This is a genomic window from Pedobacter jeongneungensis, from assembly GCF_000633455.1.
GTDB classification, from domain to species: Bacteria; Bacteroidota; Bacteroidia; order Sphingobacteriales; family Sphingobacteriaceae; genus Pedobacter; species Pedobacter jeongneungensis_A.
Genome location: NZ_AYMG01000020.1, coordinates 106,507 through 125,182 on the forward strand (window position 1 = coordinate 106,507; position 18,676 = coordinate 125,182).

The 18,676-nt window shown below is 43.2% G+C and carries 18 protein-coding genes; 7 read left to right on the forward strand and 11 right to left on the reverse strand.

Annotation, left to right across the window (positions count from 1 at the left end; translation table 11 throughout):
* Positions 1-15: 15 nt before the first annotated feature.
* Both U859_RS0119045 and U859_RS0119050 read right to left on the reverse strand, forming a co-directional pair.
* Complete coding sequence (locus tag U859_RS0119045) at positions 16-1,512, reverse strand: Y-family DNA polymerase (RefSeq protein ID WP_025144915.1); 1,497 nt, start codon at positions 1,510-1,512, stop codon at positions 16-18.
* A gap of 1 nt (position 1,513) precedes the next feature.
* On the reverse strand, positions 1,514-2,326 hold the full coding sequence (locus U859_RS0119050) for an ImuA family protein (protein ID WP_240183074.1): 813 nt from the start codon (positions 2,324-2,326) through the stop codon (positions 1,514-1,516).
* A gap of 1 nt (position 2,327) precedes the next feature.
* On the opposite strand from U859_RS0119050, the gene U859_RS0119055 reads away from it, so the two are divergent.
* On the forward strand, positions 2,328-3,131 hold the full coding sequence (locus tag U859_RS0119055) for an XRE family transcriptional regulator (protein WP_029985958.1): 804 nt from the start codon (positions 2,328-2,330) through the stop codon (positions 3,129-3,131).
* A 1-nt stretch (position 3,132) separates the two neighbouring features.
* Here U859_RS0119055 and U859_RS0119060 read toward each other — a convergent pair whose 3' ends face one another.
* The 3 genes from U859_RS0119060 to U859_RS31245 form a co-directional block, all read right to left on the reverse strand.
* Positions 3,133-3,798 (reverse strand): SOS response-associated peptidase, encoded by a 666-nt coding sequence (locus U859_RS0119060; protein WP_162799994.1) that lies wholly within the window; start codon positions 3,796-3,798, stop codon positions 3,133-3,135.
* A 588-nt stretch (positions 3,799-4,386) separates the two neighbouring features.
* Positions 4,387-4,965 (reverse strand): hypothetical protein, encoded by a 579-nt coding sequence (locus U859_RS0119065; protein WP_025144918.1) that lies wholly within the window; start codon positions 4,963-4,965, stop codon positions 4,387-4,389.
* A gap of 187 nt (positions 4,966-5,152) precedes the next feature.
* Positions 5,153-7,303, reverse strand: coding sequence for an ATP-binding protein (locus U859_RS31245; protein WP_025144919.1), 2,151 nt, complete (start codon positions 7,301-7,303; stop codon positions 5,153-5,155).
* Between the two features lie 413 nt (positions 7,304-7,716).
* Here U859_RS31245 and U859_RS0119075 point away from each other — a divergent pair, with 413 nt between their 5' ends.
* Positions 7,717-8,076 (forward strand): response regulator transcription factor, encoded by a 360-nt coding sequence (locus U859_RS0119075; RefSeq protein ID WP_025144920.1) that lies wholly within the window; start codon positions 7,717-7,719, stop codon positions 8,074-8,076.
* A 492-nt stretch (positions 8,077-8,568) separates the two neighbouring features.
* Here U859_RS0119075 and U859_RS0119080 read toward each other — a convergent pair whose 3' ends face one another.
* A complete protein-coding gene (locus U859_RS0119080; RefSeq protein ID WP_029985961.1) occupies positions 8,569-8,805 on the reverse strand; it encodes a hypothetical protein in 237 nt (78 codons plus the stop codon).
* A 149-nt stretch (positions 8,806-8,954) separates the two neighbouring features.
* Here U859_RS0119080 and U859_RS0119085 point away from each other — a divergent pair, with 149 nt between their 5' ends.
* Positions 8,955-10,109, forward strand: coding sequence for an RCC1 domain-containing protein (locus U859_RS0119085; RefSeq protein ID WP_025144921.1), 1,155 nt, complete (start codon positions 8,955-8,957; stop codon positions 10,107-10,109).
* Between the two features lie 73 nt (positions 10,110-10,182).
* Positions 10,183-10,776, forward strand: coding sequence for a hypothetical protein (locus U859_RS0119090; RefSeq protein ID WP_025144922.1), 594 nt, complete (start codon positions 10,183-10,185; stop codon positions 10,774-10,776).
* A 119-nt stretch (positions 10,777-10,895) separates the two neighbouring features.
* Here the strand turns inward: U859_RS0119090 and U859_RS0119095 are convergent, their stop codons facing one another.
* The 5 genes from U859_RS0119095 to U859_RS31250 all read right to left on the reverse strand — a co-directional run bounded on the left by U859_RS0119095 (position 10,896) and on the right by U859_RS31250 (position 16,157).
* Positions 10,896-11,333, reverse strand: coding sequence for a ferritin-like domain-containing protein (locus U859_RS0119095; RefSeq protein ID WP_025144923.1), 438 nt, complete (start codon positions 11,331-11,333; stop codon positions 10,896-10,898).
* 78 nt (positions 11,334-11,411) lie between these two features.
* Complete coding sequence (locus U859_RS0119100) at positions 11,412-11,672, reverse strand: hypothetical protein (RefSeq protein ID WP_162799995.1); 261 nt, start codon at positions 11,670-11,672, stop codon at positions 11,412-11,414.
* Between the two features lie 366 nt (positions 11,673-12,038).
* A complete protein-coding gene (locus tag U859_RS0119105) occupies positions 12,039-13,049 on the reverse strand; it encodes a hypothetical protein (protein WP_025144925.1) in 1,011 nt (336 codons plus the stop codon).
* A gap of 311 nt (positions 13,050-13,360) precedes the next feature.
* Complete coding sequence (locus U859_RS0119110) at positions 13,361-14,752, reverse strand: DASH family cryptochrome (protein ID WP_029985963.1); 1,392 nt, start codon at positions 14,750-14,752, stop codon at positions 13,361-13,363.
* Between the two features lie 553 nt (positions 14,753-15,305).
* Positions 15,306-16,157, reverse strand: a complete 852-nt coding sequence (locus tag U859_RS31250; protein ID WP_025144927.1) for a LytTR family transcriptional regulator DNA-binding domain-containing protein — start codon at positions 16,155-16,157, stop codon at positions 15,306-15,308.
* A gap of 109 nt (positions 16,158-16,266) precedes the next feature.
* Here U859_RS31250 and U859_RS0119120 point away from each other — a divergent pair, with 109 nt between their 5' ends.
* The 3 genes from U859_RS0119120 (at position 16,267) to U859_RS0119130 (ending at position 18,600) form a co-directional block, all read left to right on the forward strand.
* On the forward strand, positions 16,267-16,638 hold the full coding sequence (locus U859_RS0119120; RefSeq protein WP_025144928.1) for a hypothetical protein: 372 nt from the start codon (positions 16,267-16,269) through the stop codon (positions 16,636-16,638).
* Between the two features lie 78 nt (positions 16,639-16,716).
* Positions 16,717-17,367 (forward strand): RNA polymerase sigma-70 factor, encoded by a 651-nt coding sequence (locus U859_RS0119125; protein WP_051584736.1) that lies wholly within the window; start codon positions 16,717-16,719, stop codon positions 17,365-17,367.
* 60 nt (positions 17,368-17,427) lie between these two features.
* Positions 17,428-18,600 (forward strand): FecR family protein, encoded by a 1,173-nt coding sequence (locus U859_RS0119130; protein ID WP_025144930.1) that lies wholly within the window; start codon positions 17,428-17,430, stop codon positions 18,598-18,600.
* Positions 18,601-18,676: the final 76 nt, after the last annotated feature.

Below are 18,676 nucleotides of genomic sequence, written 5' to 3' on the forward strand. Positions count from 1 at the left end.
AATTGCCTCCTTTCATCATGCAAAAAAACCATGCAGGTACCATTGTGTAGCTCCGCTATCATAATGGCCGGAGCGGAATACCCAGTACCTTGCCCCGCTTTCATCTTCCACGCAGTAATAATCCCTTTGCAGCCCATTGTCTATCCACCATTCCTGCTCGATCCTTTCCGGGCCATCCGCTCTCCTGATCTTATGTACCTTTCCTTTGTAGATGAAAAGCATGGGCGGATAATCCGGTACCGGTGAGGTGACCTGTATTGGCTCCGGTTTCGGCAGCAGGCTCACGGGCCTTGGCTGGTCTTCAGGCCAGGGTATGTCCGGCTGCTGATCCAGTGAAGCAGCTTGCTTTAACGAACGTTCCGGCCAGTGGTGCTCATCGGGCAGGTAACGGTGCACTGCGCCGGCACCGACCCTGCCTGCTACGCGGTCCAGCAGATTGGCCACCGCGGTATCTTCCTGGTGTGCCGCAGTCCATAGCGTTTCCTGCTGTCGGCTGAGCGCTTCCACAATCGGTGCTTCCAGCACGAAAAGTTCTATACCCAGCCCGGGCCTGATCGTGCTTATTTTTAGTTCAAAGAGCTTGAAAAGGTGTTCCATATTGCGTACGGCCTGGTTTGTACCGATTTCTATCTTTTGGACCACACCATCTACCCGGTAATAGGTCAGAACGCTTTTACGAAGCCCCTTGTTTTCCCGGAGCAGGCGAAGGCAGATTTGCTCCAAAAGGTTACGGATAGCGATTTGGATACCATTGGCGGTGCGTATGGGTTCCAAACAAGGTAGTCGCTCATCAAAAGGCACCACGGGCTGAACTGGTGTTATCGTTTCAGTAACCAATCCCAGTGCCTGGTCGAGGCGCTCAGCAATGGATACCCCAAAGCGCCTGCGCAGTACCGCCCTGGGCATATCTATAAAGCTACCGATCCGGTAAAACCCAAGTTTGCTAAGGCGGTCCAGTATTTCCGGCGCGAGCCTTAGGCCTGCCGGTGGCATTGCCTTTAATATTTCCCTTTGTGCTCCCCGTTCGATAATGACCCTGCCCGTTCCATACCGTGCCACCGCCCAGGACATCCCTACGGTATCTGTGATGGCGGCGCGGAGATGGTAACCAGCAGCACTGAGCCGCGCCAGTATATCCTCAAGATAATTCTGCTCCCCGCCCCAAAGGTGGGCACATCCTGTTATATCCAGTATCAATCCGTCAGGTAGATCAATGGCAGCTACTGGTGTATAGCGGAGGAACCATGCTGCAAGTGCGCGGAGCAGCCTTTCTTCCTTGCCAGGTTGCTGATCAAACATTTTAAGGTCCGGCATAAGGGCCCTGGCGTCTGCAAGCACCATACCTACCACAATACCTGCGGCATTTGCTGCCGGACTTACAGCCCTGATAACCATGCGGCCCCGTTCCGGTGCAGCAAGCACAAACGGAATACCTTTCAGCTCTGGCTTCCGGATGGCCAGCTGATCTGTTGTCAGGTGGCAAAACCATATATAAGCAAATCGCCGCTCCATACTATCCCGTTTTTTTGATATAAGCTGAAGGAAGTATCTTGCTCAATACCGGGATATGTTCAAACCGGCCATCGGCCCACTGCAGCTGCCAGCTGCCGGCAGTTCCGTTGCGTACCTTTAGCAGCTGTACGTCCCAGCGTGGGTGGCCTACCCCGGGCATCCCAGGTTCCAGCTCACTGGAAATGGGCCTTATCTGCCAGCGGGAAACGCAGGCAATATTTTCTATTTTATTTGGATTGCAACGGTGCAGAAAACCCGTAACCCGGCTCCGTTCCACAGCCAGCTGCAGCCGCCTGGATTCCGTTAAGCTGATCTCTTTTACCTCAGCTACCACTGCTGCAAGTGCTTCGCATTTAAGCGCCTCTTCAACAGTCCAAAGCAGGTCCTTCTCTTTGTTCAGGTCAATAAAAATGATCCGGTCCGGTTCAATGCCGAAAACTTTTAACCCCGGTGGAAAAATGGTCCTGTGTGTGCTGATCCAGACACATGATTTTTTATCCTGCATCAAAGTACCGAGCATGCCTGCCAGGAAGCCTGTAGTGGCTGCGGCTTCTGCTGTGCCCGGGCTTATAAACTCATGAACGGCGCCGGTAGGAAAGACATGGTTGGGGAAAGCATTTTCCAAAGGGCCCAGACCAAACTGCAGCCGCTTGTCATCGGATGCCGTACGGAATCCCTGCAGAGAAAGAATCTCTTTCTGCAACTTCGCTATCAGCTCACTTTTCTCTACCGCCTGTTTCACTGTATTTAAAATTAATTGACTACATTTGATATAATTAATGTCAAAACGTTGACACCAATAATAGCAATACAAAATGAATAACCAAAAAGTTTTTTTCGGCAGCAATATTAAATTCTTGAGAAACCGCAGGAAATTAAGCCAGGAAAGCGTAGCCGGTGCCCTGGAAATCAAGCGTGCAAAGCTCTCGGCAATCGAAAATGGGATGACCCAGATGCCGGCGCCGGAAGATGTAATTAACTTTTCTAATTATTTCAAAGTCAGTATCGACAGTCTATTCAAGGTAGACCTTTCCAAACTCGGCGAATTGAAACTGAGGGAGTTGGAAGCGGGCAACGATGTTTATATGAATGGGAGCAAGATAAGGGTGCTGGCCATATCTGTTGATAAAAACAACAAAGAGAATCTCGAATATGTGCCTGTTAAAGCGAAAGCCGGTTATCGCTCGGGCTTTAATGATCCGGATTATATTGCCACACTTCCTAAATTCAGCCTGCCGTCCCTGCCAAAGGGCAAAACTTTTCGCATGTTTCCGACCACAGGTGATTCCATGCTGCCCTTCCCGGACGGATGTGACATTGTATGCCAGTATATCGAAGACTGGGGAAGTTTAAAACCGCAAACCCTCTGTATCGCCATATTACAAGGTGAACAGGACTTTGTGTTTAAGAGGGTAACGGTGCAAACCGACGGTTTACTGATGGAATCTTTGAATCCTGTCTATAAACCCTATGTTGTGCCCATACCTGATGTGTTAGAGTTGTGGCAATACTACAGCTACCATACCCGCGATATTCCGGAGGCCCAGGATATACAAAGCATCGCATCTATGGTGAGAAAGATCCATGCCGATATCAAGGCGCTCCAAGCTAAAACCTGAATTAAAAAAAGGTAGGGCCACCCGATTGACCTTTATCGGAACGCTTTGGGCGAACCTGTTTGCGGTTATGTTCGGTAATATGATACATCGACGGGTCACATGGCTTAAGCAATCCTATCAGCTGATCCTTTGTCGCTGAAGGATTCATCCAAAGCCTGCGCTCCGCTTTATTCATGATAATCGGAATCCGGTCGTGTATCCTTCCGAATTCAGAACTACCTGGATCGCAGGTGATCATCGTAAAACTTTCAGTCAAATCACCAGACTGCGGATCGCGCCATGTGGTCCAGAGCCCTGCCTTATAAAAGTAATCTTCCTGGGCAGGCTTCACCAGCCAGTTGACCCGTTCATTACCTATCACTTCGCTTTCGTAAAAACCTTCATTAAGAATAAGGCATCTGAAAGTCATTACCAGATCCCTGAAAGATGGCAAGGTGAATAAGGTTTCCGCCCTGGCATTGAGCATAGGGGCATATTCCTTTAGATCATTTGCGAAGGCAGGAACGAGGCCCCATCGCATATATTGAATCTCCCGTGGACGCTGGATGGTGATGACCGGAGTATAATCTGTAGGAAGTGTTTCCTGTTTTTGAGCATCATCCGCTTTCTGACCGGAAGATACTGATGTCCTGGAATTGATAATTGGTACATTCAACCTTGTTGACATCGCACGCGCATCTACTCTTACTGCTTTTGTACACATATCCCAAAGTTACCAAATCTGGCACCTATTACTAAATAAATTAGTAACAGGAGTGTAATTATTTGTCTATGATAGTACTCGGCACCAATTGTAATTCCTAATTAATTTGCATGCTGATTAAAAACATCATTAAATCATCGCTTGAATTTCGCCTGCCTGTATTTCACATGATAATCAAATAAAGGTCGATCTGATTTTTGACATTAGTTTTCATTCAAGGTTTCTTCGTTAAAATAAAATGGGCAATTGCTATCCAGCAATACCCATTTTGAAGCAATTTATTACCACAGGACTTCTACAACCTGTTGGTTTAAGTAATCAGCATATTGTATGCCAAAAACTGATATTAAAAAGAATACAATAGTAATTAAGATATTTTAAGCGTTTGCAAGTAATGCCCGGCTCAAATAATTTAGATCGATAATTCCTTCGTAAAATAAAGTCGGTTCAGTCTAAAAGATTATTTCTATCTTTAGAATTCATTTAAGGGACCCGCCGTCCCTGCAATGGTTGGAAAGAGATCATCTGTTAATACAGTTGGTCTTTTTCATTTTATTTATTTAGCAATCTTTTTTTGTTCTTATTATATAGTTCAGCACACCTGTCTGCGTATTGTGTGTAAGTTCCTTCACTGAAATCTTCCAGAAAAACTGTTTTCATTGGCATCTTACTTTTGATAGCTGGTATCTTCACAAGTTTCATTTTATCCTGATCGAAATAATTCCAGTTGCCGATGTAATCTGTAGTCAAAAGATTTATGCTGGATTCCCCGCTGCCATCGTTACTTGCATTCCCAAATTCATAACGGCTCATACCGATAAGCTGCACTTTCTTTGCAACCTTATCGTAACGGAACTGGGCGGCAAATCCTGCACGCATCCAGTTGCATTGGTACTCGAAACCATTTTTGGTACTCTTGATCTGATAATTATCACCAGCTGTTTCCATAGGATCACTTTTTATCTTCTTAAAGCCTAAGCCCGATAACCGGCAGATAAGCTCAGAAGTATTGGCATCCAGGTAAACCGTATCCATCACCTTATCAAAATCAATATCCTTAACTAGTTTTTCCTGACAAAAAGCACTATTTAAGGTCAGGAAGGTAAGGACGATCATCGCAAAATTTTTCATGCTCGGTTCTATTGTCGCTGTGTAGAAAGAGTCTTCTCAGTTTTGAAGGCTTAATGCATTTATATCCTTTAGGAGCAATACACAAAATCAGGATCTTCATCTATGATAAATTCGGTGAATAATCCTTCAATACGCTATAGATCAGATTTCTGCAGAAATATATTAACTGCAAGATCCTGGGTCCTATTTACGCCAATGGAATTTCAAACCAGAATTCACTTCCTTTCCCGAGTTCGCTTTCTACACCCATTTTGCCACCATGACGTTGAATGATCTCCGAAGAAATATAAAGCCCCATGCCCAGGCCATTGTATTCTGTACTTTGATCGGCTGCCTGCCATAAGCGGTCAAAGAGATGAGGGATCTGCTCAGCCTTAATCCCATTACCCTGATCTTTTACTGATATTCTTACCAAGTCATTTCTTTTTTCACCGGTAATAAATATTGCAGTTCCGGCAGGAGAATATTTTACTGCATTATTAACCAGGTTGACGAGTACCTGATCGATCCGGTGCTCATCGGCATACACCATAATATCCGGCGTGCGAATGATAAGCTCGTGGCTGCCAGCAAGCCTCACGTGGTCGCAACAGCCTTTGAGCAGATGACCGATGTTAAATTTTGATTTATTTAACTTGAGCTTACCTTCTCTGTGCCGGGTGACATCAAGGAGTTCATTGATCATGACATTAAATTTTTCCAGACTATTGCCTGCAGATTCGATCAGCTTTACTGCAATCTGGGGAGAGATACTATCTTTCATTCTTTCCAGCAATTGAAAGTTAGCTTTCAGAACCGTAATCGGTGTCTTAAGCTCATGGCTGGCTACAGTAAGGAAATCATCCTGTCGCTGTTCGTAGTGTTTCTGCATCGTTACATCCCTGGTAACGCCGGTCATGGTCAGAGGTTTACCTGTGCCGTCATAATTGGCTTTCCCGGAAGCATGTATCCATCTTACCGAACCGTCGGGTAGCCTGGCCTGATACTCTGCTTCGTAAAGTTCGTGGAGTTTTATTGCATCCTCGATATTTTTCTGCACATCGTTGCGGAAGGAAGGAAGAATGCTCTCCATCAGATCCGCGAAATCAAACCGGTCTGTTGCAGCTTTTCCGAAGTTAGCCTTGCATTGGTCGCTGCATATCATTTTGTGGGTCGAAAGATCCAGTTCATAAGATCCCAGCTTTCCGGTGGAAAGTGCCAGTGATAAGCGATCCCTGGATTCCGACACGACCTGGGCAGCCATGGTCTGTTCAGATACATCGCTGGCAACCACCATTACTGCAGATACAGAACCATCAGCCCCGAAGACAGGCTTATAAACGATATTGAAATAGTAGGGTGTGAGTTCGCCGGACTTTGGCAATAAAACCCTTTCTGAATCGCTGTAAATTACCGTCTGTTCAGATAAGGCCTTGTTAACATTATGGATAAAATGCTGTTCACCAAGTTCCGGCAACACCTCCGCCAGGCGCTTACCCAAAATCGATATATCTTTATCCCAAAGTTTTAAAGCATAGGCATTAGCGCTGATGATACGATAGTCCTTGACGTCCAGTAGAGCAATAGCAATAGGGGCGTCGGCCAAAAGGGCCAGGGTCCCTTTGGTTTCTGCTGCCAATTGAACGTTGTCCAGATGAAGCGCAGCATTTAGCGCATCGAGTTTGAGATTGGCATCTTTTAAAACAGTACGGCTGGCATTAAGCTCTTCATTGGCAAGGCTAAGCTCCTCATTGGTTACCTGGAATTCTTCATTCAAAGCAGCGAATTCTTCATTAGAAGCATTGAGTTCTTCGTTAGTGGCCTGGTATTCCTCATTAAGCGCGTGATATTGTTCATTTGAAGCCTGATACTCTTCATTGAGGACCGAAAGCTGCTCATTGGCCGTATGGAGCTCTTCATTGATCTCTTTTTCTCTGGCTTCTTTTTGCGCTACCATTTCCCAGGCTATGATCCTGGCAGAAACATCCTTTGCAGAATGCAAGATGCAGATGATGTTTTCATTTTCGTCCTTGATGGCCCTGTACACGAAGTCAAAATAGGATGTGACCAGCTTGCCATTGATCTCAAGCGTTGCAGCGGTGTCCCTGGCTTCGTATGTTTCTCCGGTACGCCATACTGATTTCAGTAATTCAGGGAAAGGCTGGCCTTTCATTTCCGGAAGTGCATCTTCGAAACGTTGCCCCCGTATAGATCTATCTTTGCCCCAAAGCTTAAGCATAGCATCGTTCGCTAACTGTATGGTAAGCTCCGGGCCTGTATAAATGGCTGTGGCATCCATCGACATCATCAAAATGTCCAGCAGCGCCTTGCTGCCCATCGAATTAATAAAATTTATCATCAGCACACCGGATAATTAGCTCCGGCAATTCTTTATATTTTCAGATTGCAAATATAAAATAACAGAATTGTTTCGCAAAATGCAACCATCGTGTTGTGGCTACCGGTTTACGCAACATAAGAATATCTTCGACCTATAAATAACCTTTGAACACATTGTGGTTACATCATTTTAATGACAGGGATTTGACTAAACTTTTGTGTCTTTCATCTTCACAAAAAGTAGCTATCATTTTGGACCATACTTATCCTAAATAAATACAGATAGGGCCTTCATAAACATTAAAATAACCCTGGCAAAATATTTTTTCAAAAAAGGGTAACAATTAACCAGTTTTTAATGTTATTGAATTTAGATAATAACCTAAAATAGGGGCCTGCTCCTACGAACCCTATGAAAATTGAAGACTACAAATGAAAAACTTAATTTTTGTTTTAGAGGATGATAAAGATATTGCGGAAATAATTGAACTTATATTGCAGGATAGCGGTTTTAGAATCGCCTGTAGCCCGACCGTAAATGATTTTCAGGACCGGATTGCTGCATCAAAGCCCGATCTGGTGTTATTGGATATCAATTTACCTGATGGCAATGGCGCTGAGGTATGCAAGGACTTGAAATCAGATAAACGTTTTTCAGGTATTCCTGTAATTTTAATGTCTGCAGGCGTCAGTAATCAGACTGCGTTAAACGATTCGTTAGCTGATGATTTCATTTCGAAGCCCTTTGATATTGCCGATCTCGAAAAAAGGATCAAAGCATTGGTCGCATAAGTTTCAATCCCATTGGAAATTAGAGTGTTTATTATCGGCATTCTAGAATCGTTTCATTCATTTGCATCTAAATGGCTACCGGAATTTATTTATTCCTTAAAAAACCACCCTTATCAAGGGTGGTTTTCTCATTGACTTATTTATGTTGAGGAGTTAGATTACGATAAAGTCATGTTAAATACTGCGCATATGTCTACTGCTCAATATTAATCCCATTTGTAGAAATTGATCTGCAGATGATGGAAAGTGATGCACTTCCAAATGTTTCTGCATAATATCCTGATGAAAACCGGTCTGAGTATGAACTCATGCTTGCCTGTGAACACGATAAGGTCCTGGTTGGCAGCTTGCCGTAGGTATTTGTCACCGTAATGGTCCCATTAAAACCGGCTATCGTTTTTGGAGAACCGAAAGCAGCTGATCCGACATTTCCTTGGTATCCAGTAGCAGATAAAAGGAATTTTGTCCAGTCAAAGATGATTGGGTCTTATCCTAGCCTTTCTTTACAGAATCTTTAACCCCACCTTTCACACCGCCTGTCCGGGCGGGATCAGCCTCATAACGGGATATAGAGGTGCTGACACTGTTCAGGGAGGTAATAATTTCTTTGCCGCCTGCCTGGATCTTTAGCTGGATTTTCATCCTGGATTCCAACTGCTGCGCAAAGCCATTTGTGGAACCCAGTGATAATAAAATCAAGGTACTAAGTATCAAGTGTAGATTTTTCATATTCCCAGAACACTTAGACCTGGCGCTTTATTTATCGGAATCAATATTTACACTGCTAGCAAAACTCTTTTCCCAAAATTATATTGGCGTTCATCCCAAACAAAAGATACACCGGAAAGGTTTATAAGGGAACTTAAATTCAAGATGTAATGCTATCTAATCTGTCCCGCATCCATAAATATCCCCACACTTACAATGTCCTTTTTTTTATAACCATTATAGCCGCGCTTTCTTCCTGCAAAAAAACAAACGTGGAAGATGATCCTTTACCTGTTGCCGACTCCCATTTTCAAAAGGTGTCTACTACATTGACCAACACTTTAAGCCTGGATGATAAAGGCAACGTTTGGGCGACGGGGCAGAACAGCAGCATGGTTTTGGGAACCGGTGCAAGTGGTGTGCAGAAATCGTTTGTGCAGGTATCGGACCAGGCGAAAGATATCTCGATAAAAGATTCCAGGGCTCTTATTTTAAAAAATGATAACAGCGTCTGGACTTCCGGCAGCAATGGATTTGGAGAGCTGGGTACCGGCAATGTTGAACCGAATGGGCGCTTTATCAAAGTATTTGACAATGCTGTGCAGATCGAGGCGGGCACAGAAAACGGTTTTATTATCAAAGCTGATCATTCACTATGGGCAGTGGGCTTTAACCACCGGAACCTGTTTGGCACAGGCTTTTCAAAAGCTGATGTCATCTCCGCCTACACAAAGATTGCGGATAATGTTCTTTCAATATCTGCTGGAATGGGTCATATATTGCTTCTAAAGACTGACAACAGTCTTTGGGCATTAGGCCGAAATATCGAAGGGGAACTCGGTACCGGAAATACGACCGACCAGGACGGTTTTATAAAAATCATGGATGGTGTAAAAGCGGTAAAGGCTTTGGAATATCATTCCCTGATCATAAAAACGGATAATAGTTTATGGGCTGCAGGCAGCAATGATTATGGCGAGCTAGGGCTGGGCGATAAACTGCAGCGCACTACCTTTACCAAAGTGATGGACAACGTAACAGGGCTTGCGGGCGGCCGCTTTTTTTCATTGGTCATCAAGACGGATAACAGCCTGTGGGCGTCCGGTTACAATAGCTACGGAACCTTTGGTGTCGAAGGCCCGGATAAGACCAGCTTCACCAGGGTAGCAGACAATGTGGCCCAGGTTACTGCCGGTGATTATCATTCGCTCATCATTAAAACCGATGGCACAATGTGGGGATCAGGAAGTACGCGATACGGAGAACTGGGTATAGCCGGCAAAGATGACATCGCAATTTTTACCATAATAAACCTGTCCCGATAACCTCAATAACACTTTAAGATCAATTAGTTAAAGTTAACCTGTCCGCTGCATATAATAACACTATTTTTATTGAATGAAACATTTTACTTATTGCCTGGCCTGTCTGCTGGTAGCGATTGGCTTCAGGGCCAATGCCCAAGCCCCCAAAGAAGAGATCGTAGTCCCTGCAGCACTAAAGCAATTTATTCCCAAAGGATATAAAGCACTTGACCTTACCAAAGGTGACCTCAACAGGGATAATTATCTGGATGCCATTCTGGTGCTGTACAAAATCGGCGAAGAAAATACTTCAGATGTTTCCGGGCATCCGGAAAGACGACCGCTGCTGATTCTTACCGGTCAAAAAAATAATGCTTACAAACTTTTAGCCCGAAGTGACAATGCTGTGTACTGTGTAGACTGCGGAGGTCAGATGGGAGATCCCTTTACCGGCATCACGATCAAGAACGGTTATTTTTCTGTCGAACATTATGGAGGCAGCGGCTGGCGCTGGACCAGGATCGTCACATTTAAATATTCACCTGCTGATAATAATTTTTTTCTTTACAAAGATGGAGGAGAAAGTTTTCATGCTACGGAGCCAGAGCAAACAAAGACTGATGTCAAAACGATGAAGGATTTTGGCAAGGTTCCATTTGCCAGGTTTGACATTTACAAAGAAGAGTAGCGCGTAAATAAAAATTCATTTTTTTAAAATGCAGAAGTGTTTTAGCACTCTTGATCGCAATAACAAACTACTGATATAACAATAAAGCCGGCTTGACCGGCTTTATTGTTTCGTAGTATTTAATGTGATTCTATCTCTGCCAAAGCTTCAGCAATACCAGCTCTTTGTTTTTCAAGCAGGGCAAAGTGGTCTGCATGTTCCTGATAATTCTGCAGGGCATTATCATATTTTTCCAATGCCGCTTTTTCACCTGTAGTGATAGCTTCCAGAATCGCAGTATCTTCTTTACTGCTCAAGGCCTGTTTGATATCGATCCAGGTACGGTGAAGGGCCCCTAATATGCCGCCATCTGTATTATCGGAATCTCCGCCATGTATAACAATATGACTTTTTAATTCCTGGGCATACTCTGCTCTTTGAGCTGCAAATTTACCAAACAGTGCTTTAAGCGCTACATTATCCGTTGCTTCTGCGGCGGATTCATAGCCTTCTTTACCATCGTTGAGGATGTTTACAAGACCTTTTAGGTCGCTGACAATTTCTTTATCGTTTTCCATTTTATGAGATTAAGTACAGAATAAACCAGTTACCGCAGAAAAAGTTTGTATTTCATTTATATTTAACCTGCATTCAAATCAATAATTAGACGAGCTTTCTTCATAGGCTTTCTTGGATATCTTTTTAAAATCTATCCATTCTTTATCGAAGGCATGTTGCGTTAAGTAATCAATAAAGAATAAAGTTTCCTGGGTATCGAGATGTAGCTGCAGGCTTCCAGAATCTACCAGGTAAGCAATCCGTATCTGATAACGGTGACCCAATTTTAAACCATACTTCTTAGCCGGGCCAACAAACTCCGCGTTGCCGAATACCCGTTTTACTTTCACTTTTTCCACGAACCGATAGTTGATGTTAACAATAACAGCAATTTTAGTCAATTTATATACAAAGTGCAAGGGTAAATAATTGAACCAACTATCCGCGGTACACTATTTTACTTCATGATTTTTGATTTGCAAGCAGGGATATTGCATGTATGGGGGAACAGCATTACAGGAGTTTTACAATAAAAAACAACGCGGTGTCCATAATTGCTTTGACATAGGAAATGAAACCAATAAACTGATGTAAAGATAATAGCCGGGTAGAAACCCGGCTAATCATCACAGAAATTTACATACCGATGAATGACTACATCATCTCATTGGTATAGTAGCAACAATAATAAAATTTATTAGTTCAAAGTATTCATAACAAGATGTCTATAACAACTGGTAAGCGATCCAGGCTCCAAATTCAGCAATTTTCAAATCCAGGGCTACCTGATCGGGTATAAATAAATTGCCGTTGATGTCTGTAATTGCAGTTCCTGCACCTTCAGCAGGTTGATGGTTTACATCAATAGAATTGCGCCAGTAAGTTGCATGGTTCTGCCATTCCTGCTGATCTACCAATTCGGGAGATCCTGCCCAAAGATTCCATATCAGGCTAGTGTTTTCCTGTAGCAGGTTACCTGATCCCAGGTTGAACAGTTCCATAACTTTGGTATTGAATTCGTGTACCTTTAAATCAGAAGATGGGACAATGCCGCCTATAATGACTGCCAGGTGCGCCACAGCCCAAGCATAATCACTGGTGTGATCTGCCCTCGCAGGAAATGGCCACTGCGGATATGTTCCCATAGTAACCCGCACAAAATCATCCTGCCCGTTTTCACCAGTCGTAGTAATCCTTACTCCCTGGGCTTTACTTAAAGGCAATTGTTCTGACCATAGGTTGTTAAGCTTTAACAGCTGTCGCCATAAGAAGCCTTCAGTATCATCTGAACTAAACCAGATTGTCGGTTTGACTTTAATATCGGCTGCAAATAATTCATTCTTAGGCGCCATCTCGTCAATCCAGCCCCTGTTACCGGTTACCGTAACTTCGATATTCATGGTAACGCCTGCAGATGGGAAATAAACCCCTTGCTGAGGGCAAATGATAGACCATACCTGGCCATAATTATCGTAGCCGAGCCTTGAAATATCCGGTGCGAACATTTGGTACATTCTTGTGGAAGAATCGCCATTTTTAACCTCCCAGCTAAATTCAGGCCACCTTGCCCTGAGCATCCGATTAATTTTGGAAATGTTGTCAAGATTGTCCTGAAATTTCAATGAGGAAAGGAGATCCGGTTCCGGATAAGGCTGATCGGGAGGATTTTGTGAAAAACCACCTACCCAGCCTGCTGGAATAGATGATTGTTGGTCTGCATTGGTTGGCTGATCCATAAGTTTTGGTTTTGAGGTTTAATTTAAAATTGTTTGGTTAGGCGGAGAGCTATTTCTATGCTGTCGTCACTCGTCCCTAATTAAATGTAAAATATTAAATCCAGATATTCAAGTATTTACTGAAAATTTTATTGATTAATTAGTAATAAACGTCGCTCAGGAATGACATCTTTATTGAAGAATTTATATAGAATTCGTCTTAGTATCAGATGCAGGTGAGCTTTCGGGAATGTAGAATCAGCTTACGGGATGGGAGCGTAGGAAAATATTGGATCTAAATCAGATATTGTATCCTGCATTATCCCGCATGATCAGCTTTTATTTTTCATGATCAGGTTGATGGCACGGATCCACTTACTAAAAATTTCTATCGGTTTGGGATATTGGGGAACCTCGAATTCCCAGGGGATTAAAACCTCGATGTCGTTGCAAGATGAAAGTTCAGGTATCCATCGGCGGATGAAATCCTGCGCCTTATACTTGTTGGATTGATGGACGGGATTGGTATACCATATTTCGAAAGCCTGCATGTGCCAGTTCATCCAGTTGGAGGTAACGTCATAATCTATAAGTTTTGATTCGAAATAAGCTGCACCCCAGGTCCAGTCCAGTTTAAGATCATAAACGAAATAGCTTGCACAGTTCACCCTACCGCGGTTGCTCATGAAACCCGTTTGGTTTAATTGCCGCATATGGGCATCGATGAAAGGAATGCCGGTAGTTCCCGAGCACCATCGCTCAAATTTCTTTGGATCATTTTCCCATTCCCTATCCTTATTTTTAAAGCCTGCTGTCTTAAAGATCGAAGTTCCCAGGCGCATTGCCTTGAAAGTAAAGTAGTCTCTCCAGACCAGTTCAAAAATGAGCCACCAGGTACTCTGGTTCTTTTTAATTTCCTTTTCGTAGGCTTCCACTTTCTCATATATTTCCCTGGGCGAAATGCAGCCCAGTGCCAGGTATGGAGAGAGTTTTGAACTATAGTCCAGTCCGTCTGACCTGTTCCTGCTCCACCTGTAGCCAGTTAAAAGTTCGGATTTGAAAGTATAGTATTGCAGCCTTTCTAGCGCGGCGGATTCACCGCCTTTCAGAAATGGTGCAGCCTGGTCGTATTCTGATTTATCGAAACCATATTTACTATAAGAAGGAAAGGCATGGCTCTTTACATTTTTCACCGGAGTTATCTTCTTAGATATTCCAAAAACCTTTCGGGGTTCAGACTTCTTTGCCGCAGGTATCCTGTAAGCCTTGCTGGATAATGGGATTTTGGAAATTTCAAACGGAATATCGTCTTTATGATAAAGGGTCTTGCCCCAATAAAAATGGAATTCGATTTCCGGCAATGCTGCAATTACCTTATCAACAAGGTCTAGCTCATAACTGGCATATTGTGTTTCCGCATAAATGTCGGTAATGCCATATTTGCTTACGAGCTCAGGTAAGGTAATAAGCGCTGAATCCGATCCGATAAATAATTGCCCGCCCAATAGTTTCAGGTTATGCTTCAGATCAGCGATGGACTGTTTCAAAAACACGAATCTATTGATATCCATTTTCCTAAAACCCAGCTCGAGTGTCTCGAAATCTGAACTTTCGATACAGTAGCAGCAAAGCAGTTCGCTGCACTCCTCATGCGCCCTAACCAAGGCCTCGTTATCATGCACCCTCAGATCATTTTTGAACCAGACCAATCCACGTTTCACCATTTTAAGAATTTTATTTTTAATGTCATCATTGCAGGCTACCCAACTTTACTACATTATCCCAATGATCAATGTAATAAATTGCATTGCTAACATATAACAAACATTCTATAAATAAGTTAGATTATCGCTTAGGACTGAAAAATGACTTTAGCTAAAATGTCAGCGGTAACCAATATTATTGACCCATTTTCTTCTGGATAGGAGGGGTCAATTTTCGCGTTTTCCCCACAGAATACCCCTGTTTTGCTTGTAATTTTTCTAAATCATCTCTAAACGAATGGTTCCAATATGCACAATCAAGTTGAACTTAATCACCTCTATATATACCTGTGCAGACCGATAATTTGTATTTCGAGGCTGAATCAAGTTATTTAGTTATGATAAAAGCCGGGTAGAAACCCGGCTCAACGCTCAGAGAACTAAGATTGCGACTTGGGGCTTTCAAACCCAATCCGCTATATAGGAACAGAATTTAAACCGGTTTGTTCAAAAGGTCGTAGCAGATATTGCTGGATTGATTTCTCAATCTAAACCAGATTGAGCAAGTCGGAAGCTATTTATCCAGCCAGACTTTAAAATCCCGTGCCCGCTTTTGGCTTATGATAGCCTCACCTTTCAAAGCAGGGGTGAGGTCAGCTTGCAATTTGCCAAATTCCAAGAGGTTAAAACCTTTCAAAGACTGGCGATGCAGGATAAGCTGTCGGTTTGCCCTAAAAAATTTTTCAGTGGAAAGTTGTTGCTGTACTTCATCCAGGGAGTTGTTCACAAAATAATCTTCCCCTGTAATTGTGCGCAGATAATTGGTATCCTCATCCCGAAAAAAATAAGCTATTTCATCGATATGGATAATAAGGTTAGCGTCTGCCTTATTCACCATAAAAGTTTCCTTTCTATCCGATCCGGATTCAGCCTTATTTTGAAGTACATCGGATAAAATCCTGCGCGTGTGCGACAGCTGTTCAAAAAAGTAGTAGGCAACATAGTAGAGGTTGATCAGGATCAGCTGCATTATTACTACCTGGAAATCATAACGGAGGTAATTTGTTTTCATTACATCATACCCTCTGACCTTGAAATAAAAAGCAACTAATAGAAACACACCTATGGCCGGGAGCAGAAGGCCGAAAAATAGCTGCATGCCAAAACGTTGCAGCGGCAAGTCGTTCCAGGCAAATTTACCGTCAAGTTTTATCACGATCCATCTTATGATACTGAAAATAAACAGGGCGATTGCAGCACTGCTCAATACGGCATAATAGTATTGTGGAAGCAGCATCATCTCAAATGCAGTCAACCGCTCTCCGTAAACGATCAGGATATGGGAAGCTATAAGACATAAGGCAAACCGTAAATACAGGTCTTTGTATTTAACAGTTTGATTCCTGGTTAGGGCGAGTTCACTCATGAGGGTTTCCGGTCTTTCCAGCCAAATGTAAAACGTAAATTACACGGCCATGTTTGATTCTTTAAAAAACGATATTAGTTAAGAATTATTTCACTAAAACATTTTACTTATGATCAAAAAACCCTTTACCGAAGATGGCGTAGCCGCTAAAGAATCAGAATTATATGCCCTTCCCGACACGAACCTTAAAATTGAGACTGCACTGATCCGGTCAGCGTTTAAAAACTGGATTGCCGATAATTTCGCACTGGACAGTAACCAGGCCAGCTATCTTCAGCTTATCGACCCTAAGTTTATCGACAGCATTTCAACCGAAGTTGCAGACAGTATCGAAAATCAGCTACCTATTAAAATCGAATTTCCATTGCAGACAATCGGCGCGAAGTTTTTGGAAAAGGGTAATGCTCTAATATACACATTTGAGCCTAACAATGGCGTGAAAGTGACAGGCCAGCTTCAGATCAGAATTTTTTACCAATAAAACCATTAAAGACTACGGCCCTGGAATGGGCCGTAAATTTAATACCAGCAAGCACAAGATTTTATTAAGCGTAAAAAAATGCTTATATTAGTTAAACAAATTAAAGTTTGCATAACTGGTTTAAATCCCGTGGATAATTACAAAGCCCTTTCTGATACCGCCCTGGTCGATCTTCTTAAACAGGATGATGAAAAGGCATTATCTGCACTTTATCTCCGTTACTGGGACAAACTACTCTCCAAAGCCTGCCAGCGCCTGAATGCCCCTGAAGAAGCGGAAGAGCTTGTCCAGGATATCTTTTTCCGTTTATGGGAAAATAGGCTCACCCTTGAATTAAAACATTCGCTATCTGCTTATCTCGCTGTTGCCGTAAAATACAGGGTAATTAATCTCATGGATCGCCTTTACCGCAAACAGAGCCGGGATGCACAACTGCCGGACTACACGCTATTGCTTTCCCCGTCACCGGAAGATTATGCTTTTGAAAGAGAACTGAGGGAACAGATCGAAGGAGTTATAAAACGCCTGCCGGAAAAATGCAAGATCGTTTTCCGGTTGAGCCGGGAGCAGCATTTGAGCAATAAGCAGATTGCAGCAGAACTTGATATTTCGGAAAAGACAGTAGAGGGGCATATGAGCAAAGCGCTTAAAGAGCTGCGGGGTAGCCTTGGCGTTGCCGTACCGGGCCTTTTGCTTTTTCTTACCGGATCAGATTTGCTATCCAAATAAAAAAACATTTCGGGCAAGGGTTGTGTTAAAAAATGCTGACTATAAGGTAAAGACCACCTTATGCAAAGCGGATACAACTGGGAATTATTATTGGAAATTGCCCATAAGATCAGGAACAGGAAGCAGACCATTGCCGAACAAGCCTACTATGATCAGTGGTATGAGCATTTTGAGGACAGCCTGCTGGAACTTCCGGAAGGCTATGCCGCAAATCCGCTCGTGATCCGGGACCGGATGCACCAAAAGCTAAAAGCCAGGATAGTAGCGAAAGAGCATAAGAATATCCGAAGGCTACCCTTATGGATTAAGCTTACTGCTGCTGCAGCCCTATTCGTTATCCTTTGCGGAACACTGCTTTATTTAAACAGGCCAACTGCTCCTCATACAGAAATACCACAAATTGCGGCATCCTCTGTACCACCGGGAACAAATAGAGCAACCCTGACCCTTGCAAATGGAAAAACAATTAGCCTTGATCAAATCAAAGCGGGGACTATCGCAGCCCAGGCCGGTACTGAAGTTCGGAAAGATGAACATGGACGTATTACTTATGAGCCCGGTATAAATAGTGAACAAGTCGAAATAGCTTTCAACACAATCAGTGTACCTAAAGGCGGTCAATATCAGGTCAAGCTGGCCGACGGCACCAATGTATGGTTGAATGCCGCATCGACGCTAAAATACCCTACTTCGTTTGCCGATCAAAAAGAGCGTACCGTTGAACTGACCGGGGAAGGATACTTTGAAGTAGCAAAAGATAAAGCCCATCCTTTTATTGTAAAAACCCGGCAACAGGAAGTTACCGTATTGGGTACCCATTTTAATATCAACAGCTATACAGACGAGGCTAACGTAATTACCACTTTGGAAGAAGGCCGGGTTAAGGTTACATCTGGCGGTAACGCTCTTACCATAGCCCCAGGACAGCGTACCGTACTTTCTTCGGCTGGAAATATGCAGCTGCAGCCTGCCGACCTGGAAAGCGCACTGGCCTGGAAAAACGGAAAGATCTATTTTAAAAATGCTGATATCCGAAGCATCATGCGGCAGGTTTCCAGATGGTACAATGTAGATGTTGTATTTGAAGGAAAGTTTCCTGGAAAATTATACAATGGCGGTATTTACAGAAATTCAAATCTGGCAGCGGTGCTCGAGATTTTAGAGGAAAGCAATATTCACTTTAAATTAAGCGAGCCGGCAAAAGGGAAAAAAATACTCACCGTTCGTCCCTGAGATAACAAACCAAATGTTGCACTTAAACCCACATGTATGAAGCAGTAGAAAAGAAAGTTTTAGTTAATGATTCCCC

What these genes read in the sequence shown, in the direction of transcription:
- U859_RS0119060 (WP_162799994.1), bottom strand. Translation starts at nt 3,798, where the DNA reads ATGTCAACAAGGTTGAATGTACCAATTATCAATTCCAGGACATCAGTA.
- U859_RS0119075 (WP_025144920.1), top strand. Translation starts at nt 7,717, where the DNA reads ATGAAAAACTTAATTTTTGTTTTAGAGGATGATAAAGATATTGCGGAA.
- U859_RS0119045 (WP_025144915.1), bottom strand. Translation starts at nt 1,512, where the DNA reads ATGGAGCGGCGATTTGCTTATATATGGTTTTGCCACCTGACAACAGAT.
- U859_RS0119130 (WP_025144930.1), top strand. Translation starts at nt 17,428, where the DNA reads ATGCAAAGCGGATACAACTGGGAATTATTATTGGAAATTGCCCATAAG.
- U859_RS0119065 (WP_025144918.1), bottom strand. Translation starts at nt 4,965, where the DNA reads ATGAAAAATTTTGCGATGATCGTCCTTACCTTCCTGACCTTAAATAGT.
- U859_RS0119095 (WP_025144923.1), bottom strand. Translation starts at nt 11,333, where the DNA reads ATGGAAAACGATAAAGAAATTGTCAGCGACCTAAAAGGTCTTGTAAAC.
- U859_RS0119090 (WP_025144922.1), top strand. Translation starts at nt 10,183, where the DNA reads ATGAAACATTTTACTTATTGCCTGGCCTGTCTGCTGGTAGCGATTGGC.
- U859_RS0119105 (WP_025144925.1), bottom strand. Translation starts at nt 13,049, where the DNA reads ATGGATCAGCCAACCAATGCAGACCAACAATCATCTATTCCAGCAGGC.
- U859_RS31250 (WP_025144927.1), bottom strand. Translation starts at nt 16,157, where the DNA reads ATGAGTGAACTCGCCCTAACCAGGAATCAAACTGTTAAATACAAAGAC.
- U859_RS0119085 (WP_025144921.1), top strand. Translation starts at nt 8,955, where the DNA reads ATGCTATCTAATCTGTCCCGCATCCATAAATATCCCCACACTTACAAT.
- U859_RS0119125 (WP_051584736.1), top strand. Translation starts at nt 16,717, where the DNA reads ATGCTTATATTAGTTAAACAAATTAAAGTTTGCATAACTGGTTTAAAT.
- U859_RS0119110 (WP_029985963.1), bottom strand. Translation starts at nt 14,752, where the DNA reads ATGGTGAAACGTGGATTGGTCTGGTTCAAAAATGATCTGAGGGTGCAT.
- U859_RS0119120 (WP_025144928.1), top strand. Translation starts at nt 16,267, where the DNA reads ATGATCAAAAAACCCTTTACCGAAGATGGCGTAGCCGCTAAAGAATCA.
- U859_RS0119055 (WP_029985958.1), top strand. Translation starts at nt 2,328, where the DNA reads ATGAATAACCAAAAAGTTTTTTTCGGCAGCAATATTAAATTCTTGAGA.
- U859_RS31245 (WP_025144919.1), bottom strand. Translation starts at nt 7,303, where the DNA reads ATGATAAATTTTATTAATTCGATGGGCAGCAAGGCGCTGCTGGACATT.
- U859_RS0119080 (WP_029985961.1), bottom strand. Translation starts at nt 8,805, where the DNA reads ATGAAAAATCTACACTTGATACTTAGTACCTTGATTTTATTATCACTG.